Origin of the sequence: Paenibacillus sp. ov031, from assembly GCF_900143165.1 — a bacterium.
Taxonomy (GTDB): Bacteria; Bacillota; Bacilli; order Paenibacillales; family Paenibacillaceae; genus Paenibacillus; species Paenibacillus marchantiae.
Window position 1 is genome coordinate 311,048 of sequence record NZ_FRDO01000002.1, and the last position, 18,827, is coordinate 329,874.

Below are 18,827 nucleotides of genomic sequence, written 5' to 3' on the forward strand. Positions count from 1 at the left end.
CTCCGATGACAGAACAACTTTTGATCGCTGTTATCTCCAGATTTTCTTGATTCTCCTTTAATAAAGGGAAAAATCCGGAGATAAAGGCGAGCGCTTCGCTTCTTCAGTTTGTTCTGTCCTCTCCGTTAACGTGTAAACTAAATAGAACAAAACACTTGAGCTATTTGCTCTGAGGCAGAGTAAAAATGTAGGGGTGCAGCTCGTCATTTAATTGAAATGACGAGCTGCACCCCTATTTATTCTAACGAACTGTACACGCGCTATTGGTGGTTATTAACTCCCATTGGAGTTTTAATGAATTAGAGAGACGCTGTGCATCTCACTCGAATACCTTTTATTTGCTATGCATTTTAAATTCGAGGAACAAATCGTTATAATGCGAGAGCATTTTTTTGCCCAGATTATTGTACACTTCCAGCTTACCCGTCAGTGTCTCATCTGGATAGAATCGTTCATCCTCCGAAATATCCTCCGGCAGCAGCTTCAATGCCTCGGCGTTCGGTGTAGAGTACCCTACATATTCAGTATTACGAGCCGCATGATCAGGGTCCAGCATGAAGTTGATAAACTGATGAGCACCTTCAATATTACTCGCGGTCTTCGGAATGACCATGTTATCGAACCAAAGGTTCGAACCTTCCTCCGGAACCACGTAATCCAGCTTGTCGTTCTCATCCATAATTTCTGACGCATCACCGGACCATACGAGTCCTACCGCCGCTTCCTCGTTTGCCAGCAGCATTTTGATCTCGTCTCCGACAATCGCTCTGACGTTAGGCGTGAGGGTGGACAGTTTCTTCAAAGCTTCCTGCAGATGATCTTCGTTCGTATCGTTCAACGAATACCCGAGGCTGTTCAGCCCCATGCCCATGACTTCACGGGCACCGTCGAGCAGCAGGATTTGATTTTTCAAACGTGGGTCCCACAGATCATTCCAGCTCTCAAACGTTAACCCATCGACCAGTTCAGGGTTGTACACAATACCCACCGTTCCCCAGAAGTAAGGGATGGAGTACTTGTTGCCCTCATCAAAGGATAGGTCCATGAACCGGGAGTCGATGTTGCTCAGATTGGGCAGCTTGCTGTGATCCAGCGGAATGAGCAGGTTTTCCTCTTTCATTTTGCTAATCGCATACTCAGAAGGAATCGCCACATCAAACGTCGTTCCGCCCTGCTCAATCTTGGTTAACATCGCTTCGTTCGAATCAAACGTCTGATAGATCACCTTGATGCCGGTCTCTTGTTCAAATTCCTTCAGCAAATCGGGGTCGATATAATCGCCCCAGTTGTAAATCGTCAGCGTGTTGCCGCCGGAATACCCCTGACTCTTGTTCAGATACGAAGCGAGAATCATCAAGGCAAAGGCAGCCACAAATACAATCGCAAATGTCCGAACCAGTTGCTTCATGGACGCAGCCCCCTTCCCGCAGGCGTTCGCGCTGCACGGCGGTTAATGAAGTAATACCCAACCACCAGCAGCACCGTCAGCAGGAACAGCAGCGTGGACAGCGCATTGATGGACAATGACACACCCTGCCTTGCTCTTGAATAAATCTCCACAGAGAGTGTGGAGTATCCGTTACCCGTGACAAAGAATGTTACCGCAAAGTCATCAAGCGAGTAAGTCAATGCCATGAAGAATCCGGCAAAAATACCCGGTTTAACGTATGGAAGCACGACACGAGTTAGGATCTGCCATGATCCAGCACCCAGATCGCGCGCCGCATCCATCAATGTCGGGCTCATCTCCTGAAGCTTTGGCAGTACCATAATTACTACAATCGGCACGCTGAATGCGATATGAGACAACAATACCGAAGTGAATCCAAGCTTGATGCCAATCATGGTGAATAGAATCAGAAAGGATGCACCAATGATGACATCCGGACTAACGATCAGCACGTTATTGAGTGACAGCAACGTATTCTTGGTCCGTTTGCGCCGCACATGGTAGATCGCCAGTGCCCCTGCCACACCGAGCATCGTCGAGATCGCAGAGGACAGGAGCGCAATAATGAACGTATTGAGTACAATGATCAGCAGCCGGGTATCGGCAAATACTTCCCTGTACCATTTCAATGTAAATCCTTCGAAACCGCGCATATGCCCGCCACTGTTGAAGGAATAGAAGATCAGATACGCAATCGGTGCGTACAGTATGGCGAATACAACGGCCAGATAGACGTTAGACAGCTTTCCGTTTCTTCCCATTACGCACCTCCTTCTTGCCTGATCCAGTCAGGAACATAATGATCGCCATCGCAATAATCAAAAAGACGGCAATCGTCGAACCCATCCCCCAGTCCTGGGTGACGAGAAAATGCTGCTCAATCGCTGTTCCCAGCGTAATTACCCGGTTCCCCGCAATAAGGCGGGTAATCATGAACAAAGATAGCGCCGGAATAAATACGGCCTGACAGCCGGATTTCACTCCGCTGAGCGTCAACGGGAAGATAACCCGGCGGAACGTCAGCCATGACGATGCCCCAAGATCCCGGGCCGCATAGATCAGCGAAGGATTCATCTCTTCCAACGCGTTGAAGATCGGCAAGATCATGAATGGAATGAAGATGTACACCGAGACAAAGATAAAACTGAAATCGGTGAACAAAATCTGTTGCGTGCCAATACCCACCACTTCCAGTAAGGAATTGGTCAAGCCATACGTGCCGAACAGGCCGATAAAGGCGTACGCTTTTAACAACAGATTGATCCAGCTTGGCAAAATTATAAGCAGCAGCCACAGCTGCTTGTGCTTCGTACGAGTCAGTAGATACGCCGTCGGATACGAGACCAACAGCGAGAACACCGTGATCAGAAATGCATACCAGAACGAGCTCAGGGTCATCTGCATGTACACAGGTGTAAAGAACCGAGCGTAGTTACCCAGCGTGAAATTACCTTCCACATCGAAGAACGAGTAATACACCACCAGCAGAACCGGAGCAACTACAAACAACACCATCCATAATACATATGGAATCAGATACGCATTGCGTGTACTCGCCTTAGTCTGCATGAACGGCCTCTTGATAGGCTTCCAGACGTTTATCGAACTCTTCTTCCGTCTCATTAAAGCGCATGACGTGGATGGCTTCCGGGTCAAAATACAGTCCAATACGAGCGCCTACGACGGCTTTCTTCGTGGAATGCACCAGCCACTCATTACCCGCATCATCGTATGTGGATATCTCGTAGTGCACCCCACGGAACAGCTGGGAGTCCACGTTGACCTGCATCTTGCCCTGTTCCTCGGTTGTAATCTCCATATCCTCTGGACGGATCACAATCTCTACAGGCTCGTCCCGCTGCAAACCCTGATCGACACACTCGTACTCTGCGCCAGCGAATTCCACCACAAAATCTTGCTTCATTTTGCCGGATACAATGTTCGATTCACCAATAAAGTCCGCCACAAAACGGTTAATCGGCTCATCATAGATATCATTCGGTGTTCCGCTCTGTTGAATGACGCCGCCGTTCAGGACAAAGATCTCATCTGACATCGCTAAGGCTTCTTCCTGATCATGCGTGACAAAAATAAACGTAATGCCCAATCGCTGTTGCAGCTCACGCAGTTCATACTGCATTTCTGTCCGCAGTTTCAGATCGAGCGCCGAGAGCGGCTCGTCCAGCAGCAAAATCTCGGGTTCATTCACAATCGCCCGCGCAATGGCGACACGCTGCCGTTGTCCGCCAGACATCTCGCCAATTTCACGGTTTTCATAGCCAGAGAGATTGACGAACTTGAGTGCTTCCAGCACTTTGCCTTGAATTTCAGCGGTTTTCATTTTTTTGATCCGCAAACCAAAAGCTACGTTCTCAAATACGTTTAAATGTGGAAATAAGGCATAATCCTGAAATACGGTATTCACCTGCCGCTGGTGAGCCGGCACTTGGTTAATCAGTGCTCCGTTAAAATAAATACTGCCCTGTGTCGGCTCCGCAAAGCCGGCGATCAGGCGCAATATCGTTGTTTTCCCACAGCCTGACGGGCCGAGTAGCGTATAAAATTTACCCCGCTCAATCTCGAAGCTGACCTCCTTCAATACGGCTTCATCCTGATCGTATTGCTGGGTCACCCGGTCGAACCGGATAATCGGTTGTTGTTCTGACATGCTTCATTTCGCCCCCTTTAAACTTGAGGTATACCTTGAGCCTGTACACTTCTTTTCATGCATGCTTCATTACAAATCCCATCTATTATATATGATTCAGCTATATCCGCAATGGTTTTGATGTAAACGCCATGTGTTATTTCTTCTTATTCTCACAAATACAGCATACATTACGGGTATATGTCGATATCTACGCATCCATGTAGAGCGATTTCATGAGGATTTCGGAATCAAGTCATGTGAAAGGAGTCCTGTTCGTGGATATTCGTCGTAACCTGCCTTTGCTGATGATCATTTGTTTTCTGAGTCAGATGGGCGGTTTCATGATCCTGCCCCTGTTCCCTTTGTTTATTGAGGAATTCGGCCTGTCCGGCTGGATGATGGGGGTTATTTTTGCACTCTTTTATGTCGGTAAAGTGATTGGCGGGGTGCCCGCTGCGGCACTCTATCGAAAAATCGGGGGCAAGCGGGCACTTATTGCCATGCTGCTGCTGCTCGCTGTTTGTATGGGCGGTTTCGCTGTATCTTCTGTCGCACTAGTATTTGGTCTGCTGCGGCTGCTGCAAGGGCTCGCTTCTACCGGACTTACGGTCGTCGTACGTTCCATCATTGGGGATGAGGGGAATGTCGACAACCGGGGGCTCTACAACGGTTATATCAGCAGCAGTGAAGGTGGGGGCATGGTGCTGGGTCCGGTCATCAGCGGTTGGCTCTCGTTGCATTGGCCTTTGTCGGTGCCTTTTTTACTCGTTACCGTGTGCTGCCTGATGGCTGTGGTTGCGGCAATGGGGATGAAGACAGCAGCAAAGCCCAATCCTGTATCTGAAAATGTGGCGGACGGTCACGACTTAAGCGAGTCTCCAACGGATGCCAAACCAACGCAAACGCCTGCCGATTATACAGTTTCTCCAGTAAACGCTACTCCTAGCCCAATCATTCCGTCCACCGGACTTACCCGGAGGCAGCAACTGATTGGCTACGGTACGGTTCATTTCCTGGAGATGAGTGCTTATGCCGTGTTTCTGACTTACTTTGCATTGTATGCAGCTCATATCATGCAGTGGGACCCGTTTGCGATTAGTCTTGCCTTTACCGTCGTTGGTATTTCTACACTCGCGGCTGCTCCGGTAGCCGGTTACCTGTCTGATCGAATGGGTGATCGTCTGCTGCTCTGCATGTTCGGCATGCTGATGATTGGCATCGAAGTGGTGGTTTTTCTGAGCACATCTTCATATGTGCTGGTTTACGTGGGCATGCTGATCGGCGGCGTAGGCGGTGCATGTTACATGGATTCGTTCTTTGCTCATATCGGGGATCATATCCCGGACGAGGGTAGAAGCTCCGTCATAGGCAAAATTGTCTCTGTGGCAGAGATCGGTTCCATCGTGTCCCCTCTGGTGGCTGCTCTGCTTGTGGAGCGTGGATCGCTGTATACCGTGTTTGTGTTCAATCTGCTTCTGATTGCTGCTGCCATTGCCGTTCAGGCTGTGATGCGCAGCCGTTACAGATCGAAACGAGTGTAGACGCACAAAACTGCCCACAACATCAGTGGGCAGCCTCCAATCATTTTTTACCCAATAGTGCTGCGATATGTAGTGCATTTTCTTTGATTTTATTTTTCAAATAAGGGTCTGTGTTCTCAGGCAATTCCGTCGGCTTGTAAAACTTTGCTTCAAGAACTTCCACCCCATCGGGCTTCAAATCACCTTCGAACTCTGTGCAAATATAACCAATGACCACATTATAATATTCATGCCCGTTTCTTAATTTCGTATATAACTCTTTCCCCGAAAAGACGCCGTATAGCACGAGTTTCTTGATCTGTATTCCAATTTCCTCTTTGACCTCTCGCCTCGCAGACTCTTCCACCGATTCGCCCAACTCCATAAACCCACCCGGTACTCCCCAGGTATGATCCACATGTCGAACCAACAAAATTTCACCTGATTTATTCAAAATCAAAATACTCGGTCTCACCAGAATAACCGGTGCATTGCCAACCATTTCTCGAAGCGATTCAATGTAACCCATGGGTAAGCCTCCTATATTAAGTCATGATCCTCATTATAGAAGTGCAATTAATTTCCATATAGAGAAAGAATCTTCAGCTTTATTTCCTATTTTAGAATCCGTGCTTTGATGAAAAAACAGAAAAAAAAACAACCCGTTCACACATCAGTGTGCAAACGGGCATTTCATTGGTGGGTTCTCAGCATGAGGCTGCTGATCCCCCTCGGGTTGTTGTTTTCCCCTGTCCATCCGTTCAGCTTCCAATTTCTCTGAATCCGATGTGTAAGAATGATCTCCATAGAAAAAGTTGGGCTTCACAATCTCATTGCGATAGGAACTGTGGAAAATATGCGTCGTTGCCGGCGACACCGGCGGAATCAGCCAGACCCAATCTCCTGTCAGTTCGCGCCCGGCCTTCTCTTCCCGCTGCTCAAACAAGGCAAATTGCGCTGCCGCTGTGTGGTGATCCACAATGCTAACGCCTGCTTTCTTGAACGAATGCAGCACCGCTACATTCAGCTCTACCAGAGCCCGATCCTTCCACAACGTCGTTTCACTCGACGTATTCAAGCCAAGTGCTGCCGCTACCGCTGGTAGTTTATTATACCGAAACGTATCTGCCAGATTGCGTGCGCCAATCTCAGTGCCCATATACCAGCCGTTGAATGGTGCTGCCGGGTAGGATATGCCGCCAATCTCCAGCCGCATATCGGCGATCATCGGTACACCGTACCAGCGCATGTCCAGTTCAGCAATCTCAGGACGCTCCGGGTGTTCGATCCTCACTTCCACGATGTCTTCCTTGGGCACAGGATACCACTCTGGAGCTTGCCCCTTAGCCTGGATAATCAATGGAAGCACATCATAAGGCGTACCCTCTCCCTGCCAGCCAAGCGACATTGCTGTCTTCGTTAGCTCAACGGAGGCAGGATCACCTACAATGCCTTCCGTCGTCTCATATCCGGCATAACGGATTAACTGGTGATTCCAAATTCGCACAGGGGCTCCCTTCGGTCCATCAGGTGGAAGAATCGTAATCATGGGAATAATCTTCCCTTTGTTGGAAGCCGCTCTGATGTGCGTCATCACAGCATCTGCTGCCGTTCCAACCGTATCTGCATGACGTGCATCAACGATGCGCAGTTTATCCCAGAATAGCCGCCCGATGCAGCGATTGCTGTTCCGCCATGCCATTTTACAGCCATGCTCCAGTTCATCCGCAGTATGCACATATGTGCCTGTGTGCTCAATCTCGTTCAAAACTGCAACAAGCCGGGCCTGCGCGTCTTCACGCGAATGGCCCAGCTCTTCATAACATCTATATATAAACCGTTCAGCTTCATCCCGCAGTTCTTCCAGGTCTGTCCGCATTATTCACTCCACCAATCTATACATCTTGAATGCCATCATTATACGGCAAGCACACCGGATTTGTAAGCGAACGGGCACTTTGTTCACGGACTCTACATATCGTTGTTCAGGATGCAGGGTAACTTAGCTTATTTGCCCAGAAATGCGTTTAACATCCAGACCTCTTTATCCAATGCAGCAGTGAATCCAATCAACATATCTTCAGTTGCATTATCCTCAGCTTCGCCAGCTGCTTGAATACCCTCGTTAATTACACCCACCATCGCTTGCAGATCAGTAACTACGGTTTCTACCATTTTTTCAGCCGACAACTGTCCCTGTGCTTCCTCAACAGGTGACAACCGCAGTTGCTCAGCCATCGTTGCGACCGGACGTCCACCAATCGCCAATAGACGTTCTGCGGCTTCGTCCATATTCGCCGTAGCCAAGTTATACAGCTCTTCGAATTTGGCATGCAGTGTGAAGAAATGAGGACCTTTCACATACCAGTGGAAGTGGTGCAATTTAGTATACAGTACAGCCCAACCAGCGATCTGGCGGTTCAGGACCTCTTGAAGTTCAGTAGCATGGTTTGCAAAAGTATTGTTTCTAGTTTGGATTGTGCTCATGGAATTTATCCCCTCTCGAATACGATATAGTTTTGATTTTGATAACGTAGTAATTTAACTTGCTTCCGTTTGTTTAATTTAGACTTAATCTAAATCTTGTTTTAATTATAACACTGCCCTTATCCTTTGTGAAGACTTTAGCCTACTCTTTCGAATGAAGATTCCATGAAGCTACGCTTCATGTTTGGACAGTGTGAGAAGACCGCTTTTAACACCTCTTACACTTAGTATCTATACCTCGATTTTCGCCGGTGTACAATGACAATCCTCACGTGGTATATAACAAAAAACAGCCCTAATCCTCATTGAGGATCAGGACTGCACCAACGCACATAGCGCACGCTTTATTGTTGGATTAACTCGGATGTAAGGATACAGCTTACCTCTTCATAACTACGCGCAACGTGATGAGGCTGATGCTCTGATTCTGGCAAAGCATCACGATGGTTGAACCAGATCACTTTCCATCCGGCATCCACTGCACCGACAACATCATTGCGCCAGGAATCGCCGATATAATAACTGGAACCGGAATCCGATCCCGTCTGCCTGCTTACATGCTCAAACAATCTACGATCCGGCTTGGCGTAACCAAGGGTACCCGATATGAAGATGTGTTCCTTGGGAATAAGACTGAATACATCCAGCGCTTCGAGCTTCCGCTGCTGATGTTTTCCTTCTCCGTTGGTAATTAACCCTACCATATGACCTTCTGCAAGAAGTCTTCGAATAAGCTCATATGCTCCATCAAAGGGCTGGATCTGAAACTGTCTATTCAAATACTGTGCTTGCAGTTCTTCAGCCTGCCCCGGTTGTAGAGGATGTCCAAATTCCGCCATGGTCAGCTCAAATCTGCGATGACGCATCCGTTCCACCGCTTCCGGTTCGGGTACAGCAGACAAGTCTTCTTGGGCAGACAGCCGGTCGCTATAATAACGGAAGCGATGGTATGCCTCCCCATACGGGAAATCATCTGGTAAACCAAGAACTTGCTGTAATGCGCCACGAAGCGGCTGCAAGTGGTCATACAAAGTATCGTCTACGTCGAAAAATATAGCTTTTGGGGCGTTGTCGTTAGATAACATGATGGATCTCCCTTATTCGATCTCATAAAATTTAATTAATAATTACAATAATGTGGAAATAAATCCCGATAAATGCTAGCATATTTCTATAACGAATATTGCAAGGAGGTAGATTATATGGCATTCTCCTTATATCCCAAAGAACACAAGCGAAAAGTATACAACTTAGTGTTAAATCTCTTCCTTTTTGTTGTTTCGACATCAGTGCTAATTTATATCCATTATAGTTACACTACTGTTCCAACATACAGCAACTTAATACTCATGGGTCCTATGATCAGTTGTGCCACAAGATCAGTGTACTATGCAGCAACTCTCAAGAAAATGAAGACGCATTGATAATCCACATCGACAATATAAATGTTATCGTTGCCATAAATGAGCTTCAAAAAAAAGGTAGGTGCACTGTATTCTTTCTCTACAGTATACCTACCTTTTTCTAATTCTTCACTTTAACTTATTTACAGTATTCCGCGATCAATCATCTAATTAAGAGATACTTCACGAATTATGTGTATTCCAATTAAAGTATCAACGGTACAACCTTGCCTGCATTCACATCAATCAGGCCGTGATCCGTAATTTTCAGAGCCGGACTTACCGCAAGGGAATGGGTACTGATGGACATGATTGGGTTATAGTGCACATAACCAAGAGACAACATCGCTGCACGCAGCTCTTTCACTTGGTGTGATACTACTGCCAGCGGTTCCTCCGTCAATATACCACCCACAGGAAGTTCAAGATGGGACAACACTTTGCCGTCTTCCACCACACAGAACCCACCCTGGCTCGAAATTACCGTGTTAGCTGCTAAGATCATATCTTCACGATTGCGTCCTACGACCAATAGGTTGTGGTTATCATGTGAATATGTTGTTGCAATGGCACCACGCTTGATCGTGTCTCCACCAATCAAACCATGTGCTCGGTTACCGTTCACACCATAACGTTCAAAGGTCGCAATCTGTCCATATCCGCTCTCTTCCCAGAGAAGTTCACCATTCGCAGCCTGAACCTGTGCAATATGCTCTTCCACAAAGGTTGAACCATCCTTCACCATCATAACCCGGCAGTTGTTTAAACCATTTTCAGATAACTGCGCGTCTGAGTCAGATGCTTGACTTTGCCCGTTCACCTTCGGATCAGACAAACGGATTGCGAAATCCTCGGCTCCCAGCAGATCCAATTGCACGCTTTGGTAAAAGTGAGGCGGAAACTGTCCACTAATTCGGTCCTGCTTGTACGGTTCGTAGTCGTCATAAGCTTTACGGCCATTTTTGTATACCTGCTCTACAGCAAGTGTATCTAAGTTGGACAATAGCACATAATCCGCCACTTTGCCTGGGGCAATGCTACCTCGATCAGTCAATTTCATACGGGATGCAGGGGTTGAAGTTGCAGCGTAAATCGCATCTTCGGGGCGCATACCCATCCGAATGGCCTTACGTACGATATGATCCAGATGTCCCCGTTCCACCAGCGAATCCGGCATAACATCGTCCGTTACGAAGCAAAAATGCTGAGCGACATCATGCTGAATCAGGTACTCCATGACTTCTGGCGTCATCGATTTTTCCTGAATTTCAATGAACATGCCTGCCGCAATTCGCGCCTGCAAGCCTTCAATACTCTGATGCGTATGATCAGAATCGATGCCCGCATAGATCAGTCGGTGCAGATCCAGCCCAAGCAATTTCGGTGTATGACCTTCGATCACAAGATCTGGATAGTTTTTGCGAATATGCTGAAGAATCTGATTGGTCTTGCATTCCGGATCACGGATGACGTCCACATAGTTCATTATCTCACCGAGACAGATGATCTCTCCAGTAGCGAGCAGCACATCCATGTCTTCGATTTCGATTGAACCACCTGTTGTTTCCATCGGTGTCGCCGGAACGGAGCTTGGGATAGCGTAGAACATGTCCACTGTTGTCTCACGACTTGCCGACATCATCTCCTGCACACCTTCCAGCCCAAACACATTCGCCATCTCATGCGGTTCCGCCACAATGGACGTTACTCCGCAGCGGATCAGGCCATGGGAAAAGGTTACTGGTGTCACCATTGTACTCTCAATGTGCAGATGAATATCAATAAGGCCCGGAATCATGTAACGTCCACGTGCATCAATCACTTCATCAGCTTCAATCATCTCCGGGCCGACTGGACCAACATACATAAATCTACCGTCCAGTACAGCCACGTTGTTCATTTCGAATCGTTTATAATAACTGTTATACACATGTACATTCTTAATTAGTTGATCTGCACGCATGGGGCATAATCTCCTTCTTCATGAGCATCTTACAGCGATCCAGAGCAGCAGTTACAACTAGCTATATTGCTCTGGAGTCAGCCGATAAAATGCCTCTTTTGCTGCTTCTGCTTCCTGCGGCTATTCCACAAGGACAAGTTTATCCTGCGGGAAAATCAGATTAACCCGCTGTCCGCTGAGATAAGGTGTCTCCATCTCCTGATTGGCTGTGAAGTCGCCAAGTTCTGTCTCAATGACGTACTGATAACTGCGTCCAAGATACGTGCTTACTTTGATAATCCCTGGCAAAGCATTTGCCATGTCCCCAGAGGTATCTCCGCTAACCATCAGATCATCCGGACGAATCGCACCTTTGCGTGCACCGGGACGTGCTGTTCCGGGATGCGCTGTTGCCGTGAACAAACGACCACCCGCTTTCAGCGTGATCACCTCTCCTGCATCACTGCGCTCTGCGAATTCAATAAAATTGTGGAAGCCGATAAATTGGGCTACAAATTCTGTGGCCGGGTATTTAAAAATCGTCTCTGGGCGGTCGAGCTGCTCGACAACGCCTTTGTTCATAATCGCTACCTGATCCGAGATGGAGAAGCACTCCTCCTGATCATGAGAGACATAAAGTGTCGTAATGCCCAGTTCCTGCTGAATCCGGCGGATCTCCACCCGCATATTCAGCCGCAGGTTGGCATCCAGGTTACTAAGCGGTTCATCGAACAACAGCAAATCCGGTTCAATGACGAGTGCGCGGGCAATCGCCACACGTTGACGCTGTCCACCGGACAGTTCCTGCGGGAAGCGTTTCTCAAAGCCGTTCAGGTTCACCACTTCAAGGATGCGCATTACGCGTGAAGAAATATCCTTGTCTTTTACCTTGCGCATCCGCAGGCCGAAGGCCACGTTGTCATAGACAGACAGATGCGGGAACAGCGCATAACTCTGAAATACAAATCCGAAATTCCGCTTGTTTACCGGAACCTTCGTATAATCCTTGCCGCCGAACATAAACTTACCCTGTGTTGCTTCCAGGAATCCGGCGATGAGGCGCAGCGTAGTTGTTTTGCCGCAACCGCTCGGTCCGAGCAGGGAGAGCAGCTTACCTTTTTCCAGCTCCAATTGAAAATCCTTCAGGATCGTCTGGTTATCGTAAGCCACCGATACGCGATCCAATGTCAGCAATGCCATAGCGTTCTGCGCCTCCAATTAACGTTTAGTAAAGTATGAGAATCCGCCCATGATCCGTTCGATCACGAACATTAAAAGTCCAGTTAATACCATCAAAAGCACGGAAATGGCTGCAATGGTTGGGTCAAAATAATTTTCTACATAGGTCAGCATCTGAATTGGCAATGTGCTTACCCCTGGTCCGGTCATAAACACGGAAATGTCCACGTTGTTGAACGACTCCAAAAAGGCAATCAGCACCGCAGCGAGAATTCCTGAGCGAATGTTAGGCAGCACGATCTGGAAGAACGTTCTTACCCGTCCCGCGCCGAGACTCAGGGCTGCTTCTTCTACCGCAAAGTCAAAGCTCGACAGACTCGATGCGATAACGCGAATAATAAATGGAAGCATAATAATCGTGTGACCGATCAGCAAACCCAAATACATCGGCAGATGATAGATCACGATGAGGTATTTCATCAATGTAAAACCAAGCACGATTCCCGGAATGAGTACCGGAGACAAGAACAATGCATTCAGCACGGACTTGCCCTTGAAATCATAACGACTAAGTGCGTACGCAGCTGGAACCCCGAGCAACAGCGCCAGCAAATTCCCCAGCAGGGAAATGATGATGGACGTCTGGAACGTGCGGAGGAAACCGCCTGTGTTGAAAATATTCTCGTACCAGCGGAGGGAAAAGCCCTCCGGCGGAAATTTGAGTACCGTCCCCGGTTCAAACGAAGTCACCGAGATGATCAGAAGCGGGCCCAGCAGAAAGATAAAGACCAGCAGACTGAACAGGCCCAGCCCGATATGTTTCTCCCGCATATGTCTACCCCTTCGGATTTAAAGTTTTGGCCATTTTGTTCATGATACCGACCACGACAAACGTAATGACAATCATAATCGCAGCAACGACCGAGGCCAGATACCAGTCGTTCAGGGTCATGGCGTTCTGATAGAGGAACGTCGCAATTACACGCTGTTTGCCTCCCAATAGTGCAGGCGTTGTATAAGCCGTCAGGCTTCCGACAAAAACAAGTACGGCTCCGATAACAAGCCCTGGCACAGCCAGCGGGAACACCACCCGGCGAAATGCCGTGAAGCGGGATGCACCCAAACTCTGTGCTGCCTTGAGCAGATCACCATCGATGTTCTCAAGCACACCGACCAGGGAAATGATCATAAGTGGCAGGAACAGATGGGCCAAACCAATCATCATGGCTGCCGGCGTATAAAGAATATCCAGCGGCTTGTCCACGATACCAAGCCCAACAAGGGCGTTGTTAATCAGCCCTTTGCGTCCCAGAATAATCATCCAGCTAAACGAGCGCACAACCGGGCTCGTAAGCAGCGGGAAGATTGCCAGCGCGAGCAGAATTCCTTTGCGACGCGGCGCTTTCTGTGAAATATAATAAGCTGTCGGGAATCCGAGCACCACGCAGACGATGGTGGTGACCACGCTGACCTGCAGCGTCGTAAGCAATATTTTCAAAAAGTAAGGGTCTCTGAAAAAATGCATGTATCCTTCAAACGTGAAGGAGTTTTCTTGAAAAAACGTCGATCCGATCGTCAGGACAATCGGAATGATCATAAATGCCGCCAAAAACACAAATCCCGGCAGCAATAGCCAGTATACTGATTTCTTCATCGCGGTACTCCTGACTTATAAAATGGTTTTAATCACACGTTTCATTGGAGCACATTTCAAAATAAATGCTATACGTTCGTCGCACCAACCGTTACGGTTACGAATCGTTCTTTCGATCGCTGTTATCCTTGGATTTTCTTGATCGCCTTCTGTTAGAAGGAAAAATCCAAGGATAAAGGCGAACGCTTCGCTTCTACAGAATCGATTTCGTCCCCTCCACTACCAGCGAAATACGTAAGGAATGATTTTTAGACTATACCCCAATGCCGTGAAGATCATAGCTACGCATTTAACGCATTAATAAACAACTCAAGAAATGCTTCGGCATCTACCGTTTCGCATACCAGTGTGTTGGGTTGTTCACCCAAACGGTTTTGGAAGTCACATACCATCTGACCATCGCACAGGCGGCTGGCCGTCTCTACATCAACGTAATACGATTTGCGTCCAACCAGTTCCGGGGCAAGAGCGACACCAACGGCCAGTGGATCATGCAGGGCACAAGCGCGTATGCCGTTCATTTCTTCATACCGCTTGATGTAAATCTCCGTGCTCTGTGCCACGTAATCGCGCAATACCGGATCAGTTAATCGTCCGATGGCTTCTTCATTCAGCAGCGTTTGGCGGGTAACATCCAAGCCCACCTGCGTAAGCTTCTCGAAACCTGCGTGCAATACAATGCGTGCGGCTTCGGGATCGGCGTACGTGTTGTACTCCGCAGTAGGTGTAACATTGCCATGTCCACGAACGACGCCACCCATGAAGATGACTTCCTTCAATAATGTAGGTAGTTCAGGACACTTCATTAACGCAAGCGCCAGATTCGTTAATGGCGCGGTCATGATCAATGTTAGTTCGCCTGGGTACAACTTCGCTTGTTCAACGATAAATTCCGGCGCAAAGCCTTCATCTGCCTGCTTGGACACGGCCGGATCGGGCAGCGCACCACCCAATCCGTCTTGCCCATGTACCCGGTGCTCATAGTGAGACTTGCGTGTGAGTGGCCCAGCCGCTCCGGCAATGACCGGAATGGAGGGTGCTCCCACCAGCTCGAGAATTTTGCATGTATTATCCGTTGCCTGCTGGAGCGATACATTCCCACAGACCGTGGTAATTCCGAGAATGTCCAGCTTCCGACTCTTGACGGCCAGCAAGATGGCCAGCGCGTCATCAATACCGGTATCCACATCCAGAATGATGCGATTTCCTGTTTCACTCATACATTCCCAACTCCTCTGTCGTTCAATGATTGCTTGCTGCAAATTTTTGTTTGTCGAGCATAATCTATACCTGTCTCTAAACCTTATCGTTCTAACGCTAATTATGCTTATTGTGCAATCTCGCGGTTCCAACGATCTGTCCATGCTTTAGCCTGTTGATTCACAAATTCCATATCCAGCTTGTTCAGCTTGCCAACTACGTCCGCACCATATGTTACGCCTTCAGCTTCTTCGGCATTCAATTCAACCTTCGTATTTACTGGGGAATCCACTTTAGCTTTGGCGGATTTGGTTTGTACATCCTGGCTCAACTGCCAGTTGATGAATTCTTCGGCGAGTTCTTTGTTCTTACTGCCTTTCACGACATTGATCGTATTCATGACTGCATATGCACCTTCGCTAGGTGTAACAAACTTCGCATTTGGAACTGCAGCTTTCAGGTCTTTGAAATACATTTCCATAATCGGTCCGCCCGCAATCTCTTCTTGGGAGAACATGTTCACGAATTCGGAAGTTTGCGTGTAGAATTTAACAACGTTGCTGCTTAATTTTTTCAGTTCCGCAAATGCTGCATCTTCATTAAACGTTTCGTTTCCGGCTACACGGGAAGCTGCATCCAATACCATTGGGCCTGCTGTTGCCGTAATATTCGGAATGGTCAGGTTACCCGCAAACGCCGGGTCCCACAGATCTGCCCATGAAGTGACTTCTTTGTTAACGAGGTCTGGATTATAAGCGATTCCGAGCTGTCCAACCGTATAGGCCGGGCCGTAATCTTCGCCAAGCGGTGCTTTGGCAATATCATAAATATCATTCACATTCGGAATTTTAGAGCGGTCGATTTTCTCAAACAAACCTTCATCAATACCTTGCTGTGCATAGTAATCGGACAAATAGATCACATCCACATTGGATGTACCTTGGCGAATTTTGTTCAAACGCTCAGCGTTGTTACCCACTTCAAGCACAATGTCTACATTATGTTCTTTTTCAAATGGACCAAATACTTCTTCATTGAAGAAATCTTCCGAGAACCCCCAAGTGGAGATGACCAGTTTGGTTGGCGCCGTGCCTCCGCTGCCTGATCCGCCTGTTGCGTTCTCTGTGCTGCTGCCGCATCCTGCAAGTAATACCGATGTCATTGCCACTGCCGCCAAACCGCTAATCCACTTTTTCATCATGATCCTGATTCCCCCTGATATGTGTGATTTAACAACCCAAACCATTAAGTTGAACTAGCTTGATAACGCATTTCACGTAGAAAACAGAAAGAACCTGGAGAAACGAAGTGTTCGCCTAAAAGCTTTTTGAAAGAAAGCTTCTTCGGAAACATAAGCTATCACAAGATTTCTACCTTTATTAAAGGGAATAAAAGAAATCTGGGGATAACAGCGATCGGAAGGTCTTCTGATTTTCGAAGGGTACATGCGTTATTTAGGGCTAGTTCAACTTAAAAAAACAAAAAGAAAAGCATTCTTGTATAAACAAGAACACTTTTCTTCGTAAACAAAGGAAAGCGACACCCGCTGCCGGTACATCATCGGTTTCTGCTTCAGAATCAATCCGAAGTCAGACGCCATCATATGAAATTGTTTGGAATCCGAATGATGAATTAGAATCGTGTGCAACGCATACATCGAACCTGTCGATCCATCCTATGCTTGTTCCAATATCACATTCGTGATGGCCCACTGCGTGGACGCATCATAATCCCGTAATACAGCTTCGATTGGCAAACCCATGTGCTGCTCCAACTTCTCCCTGAATTTCTTCTTATACAAGACAGACATGCGGAAGTCCACTTCCAGCTTCAAGCCGGGGGCCTCCCCTTCCAGGGCGTCAGAGCGCGGTGAACGTCGGTGCTTCGCGTAGAAGGTTACAATGTTCTGATCAATGGTCACTCTCAGGAGAGTGGTCCCAAAGCCGAACAGTTCCTTCGAAATTTCGTTATAATACTGGCACATCTTCTTCTTGCTCTCATTGCTGTCCAGCAGTTCCATGAACTCACCCACATCATTTACTACCGTACGTTCGACGTGTTAACACGATTGATTATACATATATCTACGATTTTAGGCAACCCAAAAGATATAGTTAACATGCAAATAACACATAAAAGCGAACGATAGGTATAAACTAGCGAAAACAATTCGTAAATATTCACCGTGAGCGTGCTTAGCGTTACCTGTATCTCTTTTCTCTATTATTCTTGCTTAAAAACCCAATTTTGATACTCGTTCTCTGGATGAAACTCAAAACGACTGAGCATCACCTTTTCCTGATCCGCCTTGAACCGTGGCGTACGTACTTTTTCTTGTAGTAAATGAGACAAAAATCCCACAAAGGACGGTGAGGTCACATAGCCAAGTGAACCTGCATCCGTCCCTTCTGGGACATTATTAATATAAGAAATTATAAAGCCGACGTTGGATGTTGCTGCAATGCCTCTAAACCCAATGCAAGGGCACCGCATAGTCCTGCGTGCTGGCCCAATCCCGGCTGGACAATATATTGATTGATATGTTGCGTTATTGAGGCTGCATTCACATAACCATTCAGATTTCGTACAACCCGCTCCCGGATCATGGGGAACAGATGACTTTGCTGCATCACCCCTCCGCCCAAGATGACCTTTTGCGGGGAATGAAGCAGAATGGCTGTCGTGATGGACTCCGCAATGTAAAAGGATTCGATCTCCCAGGCAGGGTGGTCTGCCGGCAGTTCGCTGCCAGGGCTCTGCCAACGGGCTTGAATGGCTGGCCCCGCAGCCATGCCCTCCAAGCAATCGCCATGATACGGACATAATCCGGCAAAATGATCCTCCGGGTGCCGTCTCGTCCGGATGTGCCCACCCTCTGGGTGCAGCAATCCATGCACACGTTTACCTCCCGCTACAAGTCCAATCCCAACACCTGTGCCGATTGTATAATACACACAGTTTTCCAATCCCTTTGCTGCTCCCCAAGTGACTTCTCCAAGGGCCGCTGCATTCACATCCGTATCCCATCCGAAGGGAATCGGGAATTCGCGCTTCAAGGTTCCAATAACATTACAGTTTCCCCACCCTGGCTTGGGCGTTGTTGTAATGTAACCACAGGTGGGGCTATCCGGTTGCAGATCAATCGGACCAAAGGAGCCGATTCCGATTGCGGCTACTCCTTTATCCCTGAAATAGTCAATAACCTTCGCCAGTGTGGTCTCTGGATGTTCCGTTGGAAAGCTGCACCAATCTTCAATTCCCCCTCGCTCATTACCTACACCACATACAAACTTTGTTCCACCGGCTTCTATTGCTCCTATACGCATCTTGCTGTCCCCCTAG

General features: G+C 47.8%; 17 protein-coding genes. 1 reads left to right on the plus strand and 16 read right to left on the minus strand.

Translation table 11 applies throughout. The features are described from left to right. Window positions 1–334: 334 nt before the first annotated feature. From BUA17_RS11600 to BUA17_RS11615, 4 genes are read right to left on the minus strand one after another with little or no spacing between them, the layout of a single operon-like run. Window positions 335–1,408, minus strand: coding sequence for an ABC transporter substrate-binding protein (locus tag BUA17_RS11600; RefSeq protein ID WP_063567200.1), 1,074 nt, complete (start codon window positions 1,406–1,408; stop codon window positions 335–337). Beyond that, window positions 1,405–2,211, minus strand: coding sequence for an ABC transporter permease (locus BUA17_RS11605; protein WP_063567199.1), 807 nt, complete (start codon window positions 2,209–2,211; stop codon window positions 1,405–1,407). Before BUA17_RS11605 ends, BUA17_RS11600 begins: the two co-directional genes overlap by 4 nt. Beyond that, window positions 2,186–3,019 carry an ABC transporter permease gene (locus BUA17_RS11610; RefSeq protein WP_024632841.1) on the minus strand — a complete coding sequence of 278 codons (834 nt, stop codon included), beginning with the start codon at window positions 3,017–3,019 and terminating at the stop codon, window positions 2,186–2,188. The genes BUA17_RS11605 and BUA17_RS11610 overlap by 26 nt, the downstream gene beginning before the upstream one ends. Beyond that, window positions 3,009–4,118 carry an ABC transporter ATP-binding protein gene (locus BUA17_RS11615; RefSeq protein WP_063567198.1) on the minus strand — a complete coding sequence of 370 codons (1,110 nt, stop codon included), beginning with the start codon at window positions 4,116–4,118 and terminating at the stop codon, window positions 3,009–3,011. The genes BUA17_RS11610 and BUA17_RS11615 overlap by 11 nt, the downstream gene beginning before the upstream one ends. Window positions 4,119–4,375: 257 nt before the next feature. On the opposite strand from BUA17_RS11615, the gene BUA17_RS11620 reads away from it, so the two are divergent. Next, window positions 4,376–5,641: an MFS transporter gene (locus BUA17_RS11620; RefSeq protein WP_170867832.1), complete on the plus strand. Its 1,266-nt coding sequence runs from the start codon at window positions 4,376–4,378 to the stop codon at window positions 5,639–5,641. Window positions 5,642–5,681: 40 nt separating this feature from the next. Here BUA17_RS11620 and BUA17_RS11625 read toward each other — a convergent pair whose 3' ends face one another. The 12 genes from BUA17_RS11625 to BUA17_RS11690 all read right to left on the minus strand — a co-directional run bounded on the left by BUA17_RS11625 (window position 5,682) and on the right by BUA17_RS11690 (window position 18,811). Continuing rightward, window positions 5,682–6,149 (minus strand): NUDIX hydrolase, encoded by a 468-nt coding sequence (locus BUA17_RS11625; RefSeq protein WP_072733694.1) that lies wholly within the window; start codon window positions 6,147–6,149, stop codon window positions 5,682–5,684. Window positions 6,150–6,293: 144 nt separating this feature from the next. Beyond that, window positions 6,294–7,499, minus strand: a complete 1,206-nt coding sequence (locus BUA17_RS11630) for a nitric oxide synthase oxygenase (protein ID WP_072733695.1) — start codon at window positions 7,497–7,499, stop codon at window positions 6,294–6,296. A gap of 128 nt (window positions 7,500–7,627) precedes the next feature. Next, window positions 7,628–8,107, minus strand: a complete 480-nt coding sequence (locus BUA17_RS11635) for a Dps family protein (protein WP_072733696.1) — start codon at window positions 8,105–8,107, stop codon at window positions 7,628–7,630. A 344-nt stretch (window positions 8,108–8,451) separates the two neighbouring features. Continuing rightward, a complete protein-coding gene (locus BUA17_RS11640) occupies window positions 8,452–9,192 on the minus strand; it encodes an HAD family hydrolase (protein ID WP_072733697.1) in 741 nt (246 codons plus the stop codon). Between the two features lie 523 nt (window positions 9,193–9,715). Next, window positions 9,716–11,473: an adenine deaminase gene (locus BUA17_RS11650; RefSeq protein ID WP_072733699.1), complete on the minus strand. Its 1,758-nt coding sequence runs from the start codon at window positions 11,471–11,473 to the stop codon at window positions 9,716–9,718. A gap of 120 nt (window positions 11,474–11,593) precedes the next feature. Continuing rightward, window positions 11,594–12,652, minus strand: a complete 1,059-nt coding sequence (locus BUA17_RS11655) for an ABC transporter ATP-binding protein (RefSeq protein ID WP_063567191.1) — start codon at window positions 12,650–12,652, stop codon at window positions 11,594–11,596. An 18-nt stretch (window positions 12,653–12,670) separates the two neighbouring features. Further along, a complete protein-coding gene (locus BUA17_RS11660; protein WP_024632851.1) occupies window positions 12,671–13,462 on the minus strand; it encodes an ABC transporter permease in 792 nt (263 codons plus the stop codon). 4 nt (window positions 13,463–13,466) lie between these two features. After that, entirely contained in the window at window positions 13,467–14,285 is an 819-nt protein-coding gene (locus BUA17_RS11665; protein ID WP_072733700.1) for an ABC transporter permease, read from the minus strand. 281 nt (window positions 14,286–14,566) lie between these two features. Further along, window positions 14,567–15,505 carry a nucleoside hydrolase gene (locus tag BUA17_RS11670; protein WP_072733701.1) on the minus strand — a complete coding sequence of 313 codons (939 nt, stop codon included), beginning with the start codon at window positions 15,503–15,505 and terminating at the stop codon, window positions 14,567–14,569. Window positions 15,506–15,612: 107 nt separating this feature from the next. Next, window positions 15,613–16,683: an ABC transporter substrate-binding protein gene (locus BUA17_RS11675; RefSeq protein ID WP_063567243.1), complete on the minus strand. Its 1,071-nt coding sequence runs from the start codon at window positions 16,681–16,683 to the stop codon at window positions 15,613–15,615. A 477-nt stretch (window positions 16,684–17,160) separates the two neighbouring features. Beyond that, on the minus strand, window positions 17,161–17,505 hold the full coding sequence (locus BUA17_RS11685) for a Na-translocating system protein MpsC family protein (protein WP_024632855.1): 345 nt from the start codon (window positions 17,503–17,505) through the stop codon (window positions 17,161–17,163). Window positions 17,506–17,917: 412 nt separating this feature from the next. Further along, on the minus strand, window positions 17,918–18,811 hold the full coding sequence (locus BUA17_RS11690) for an ROK family protein (RefSeq protein ID WP_072733702.1): 894 nt from the start codon (window positions 18,809–18,811) through the stop codon (window positions 17,918–17,920). Window positions 18,812–18,827: the final 16 nt, after the last annotated feature.

What these genes read in the sequence shown, in the direction of transcription:
- BUA17_RS11690 (WP_072733702.1), bottom strand. Translation starts at nt 18,811, where the DNA reads ATGCGTATAGGAGCAATAGAAGCCGGTGGAACAAAGTTTGTATGTGGT.
- BUA17_RS11655 (WP_063567191.1), bottom strand. Translation starts at nt 12,652, where the DNA reads ATGGCATTGCTGACATTGGATCGCGTATCGGTGGCTTACGATAACCAG.
- BUA17_RS11685 (WP_024632855.1), bottom strand. Translation starts at nt 17,505, where the DNA reads ATGGAACTGCTGGACAGCAATGAGAGCAAGAAGAAGATGTGCCAGTAT.
- BUA17_RS11625 (WP_072733694.1), bottom strand. Translation starts at nt 6,149, where the DNA reads ATGGGTTACATTGAATCGCTTCGAGAAATGGTTGGCAATGCACCGGTT.
- BUA17_RS11605 (WP_063567199.1), bottom strand. Translation starts at nt 2,211, where the DNA reads ATGGGAAGAAACGGAAAGCTGTCTAACGTCTATCTGGCCGTTGTATTC.
- BUA17_RS11600 (WP_063567200.1), bottom strand. Translation starts at nt 1,408, where the DNA reads ATGAAGCAACTGGTTCGGACATTTGCGATTGTATTTGTGGCTGCCTTT.
- BUA17_RS11615 (WP_063567198.1), bottom strand. Translation starts at nt 4,118, where the DNA reads ATGTCAGAACAACAACCGATTATCCGGTTCGACCGGGTGACCCAGCAA.
- BUA17_RS11665 (WP_072733700.1), bottom strand. Translation starts at nt 14,285, where the DNA reads ATGAAGAAATCAGTATACTGGCTATTGCTGCCGGGATTTGTGTTTTTG.
- BUA17_RS11610 (WP_024632841.1), bottom strand. Translation starts at nt 3,019, where the DNA reads ATGCAGACTAAGGCGAGTACACGCAATGCGTATCTGATTCCATATGTA.
- BUA17_RS11635 (WP_072733696.1), bottom strand. Translation starts at nt 8,107, where the DNA reads ATGAGCACAATCCAAACTAGAAACAATACTTTTGCAAACCATGCTACT.
- BUA17_RS11670 (WP_072733701.1), bottom strand. Translation starts at nt 15,505, where the DNA reads ATGAGTGAAACAGGAAATCGCATCATTCTGGATGTGGATACCGGTATT.
- BUA17_RS11650 (WP_072733699.1), bottom strand. Translation starts at nt 11,473, where the DNA reads ATGCGTGCAGATCAACTAATTAAGAATGTACATGTGTATAACAGTTAT.
- BUA17_RS11675 (WP_063567243.1), bottom strand. Translation starts at nt 16,683, where the DNA reads ATGAAAAAGTGGATTAGCGGTTTGGCGGCAGTGGCAATGACATCGGTA.
- BUA17_RS11630 (WP_072733695.1), bottom strand. Translation starts at nt 7,499, where the DNA reads ATGCGGACAGACCTGGAAGAACTGCGGGATGAAGCTGAACGGTTTATA.
- BUA17_RS11640 (WP_072733697.1), bottom strand. Translation starts at nt 9,192, where the DNA reads ATGTTATCTAACGACAACGCCCCAAAAGCTATATTTTTCGACGTAGAC.
- BUA17_RS11660 (WP_024632851.1), bottom strand. Translation starts at nt 13,462, where the DNA reads ATGCGGGAGAAACATATCGGGCTGGGCCTGTTCAGTCTGCTGGTCTTT.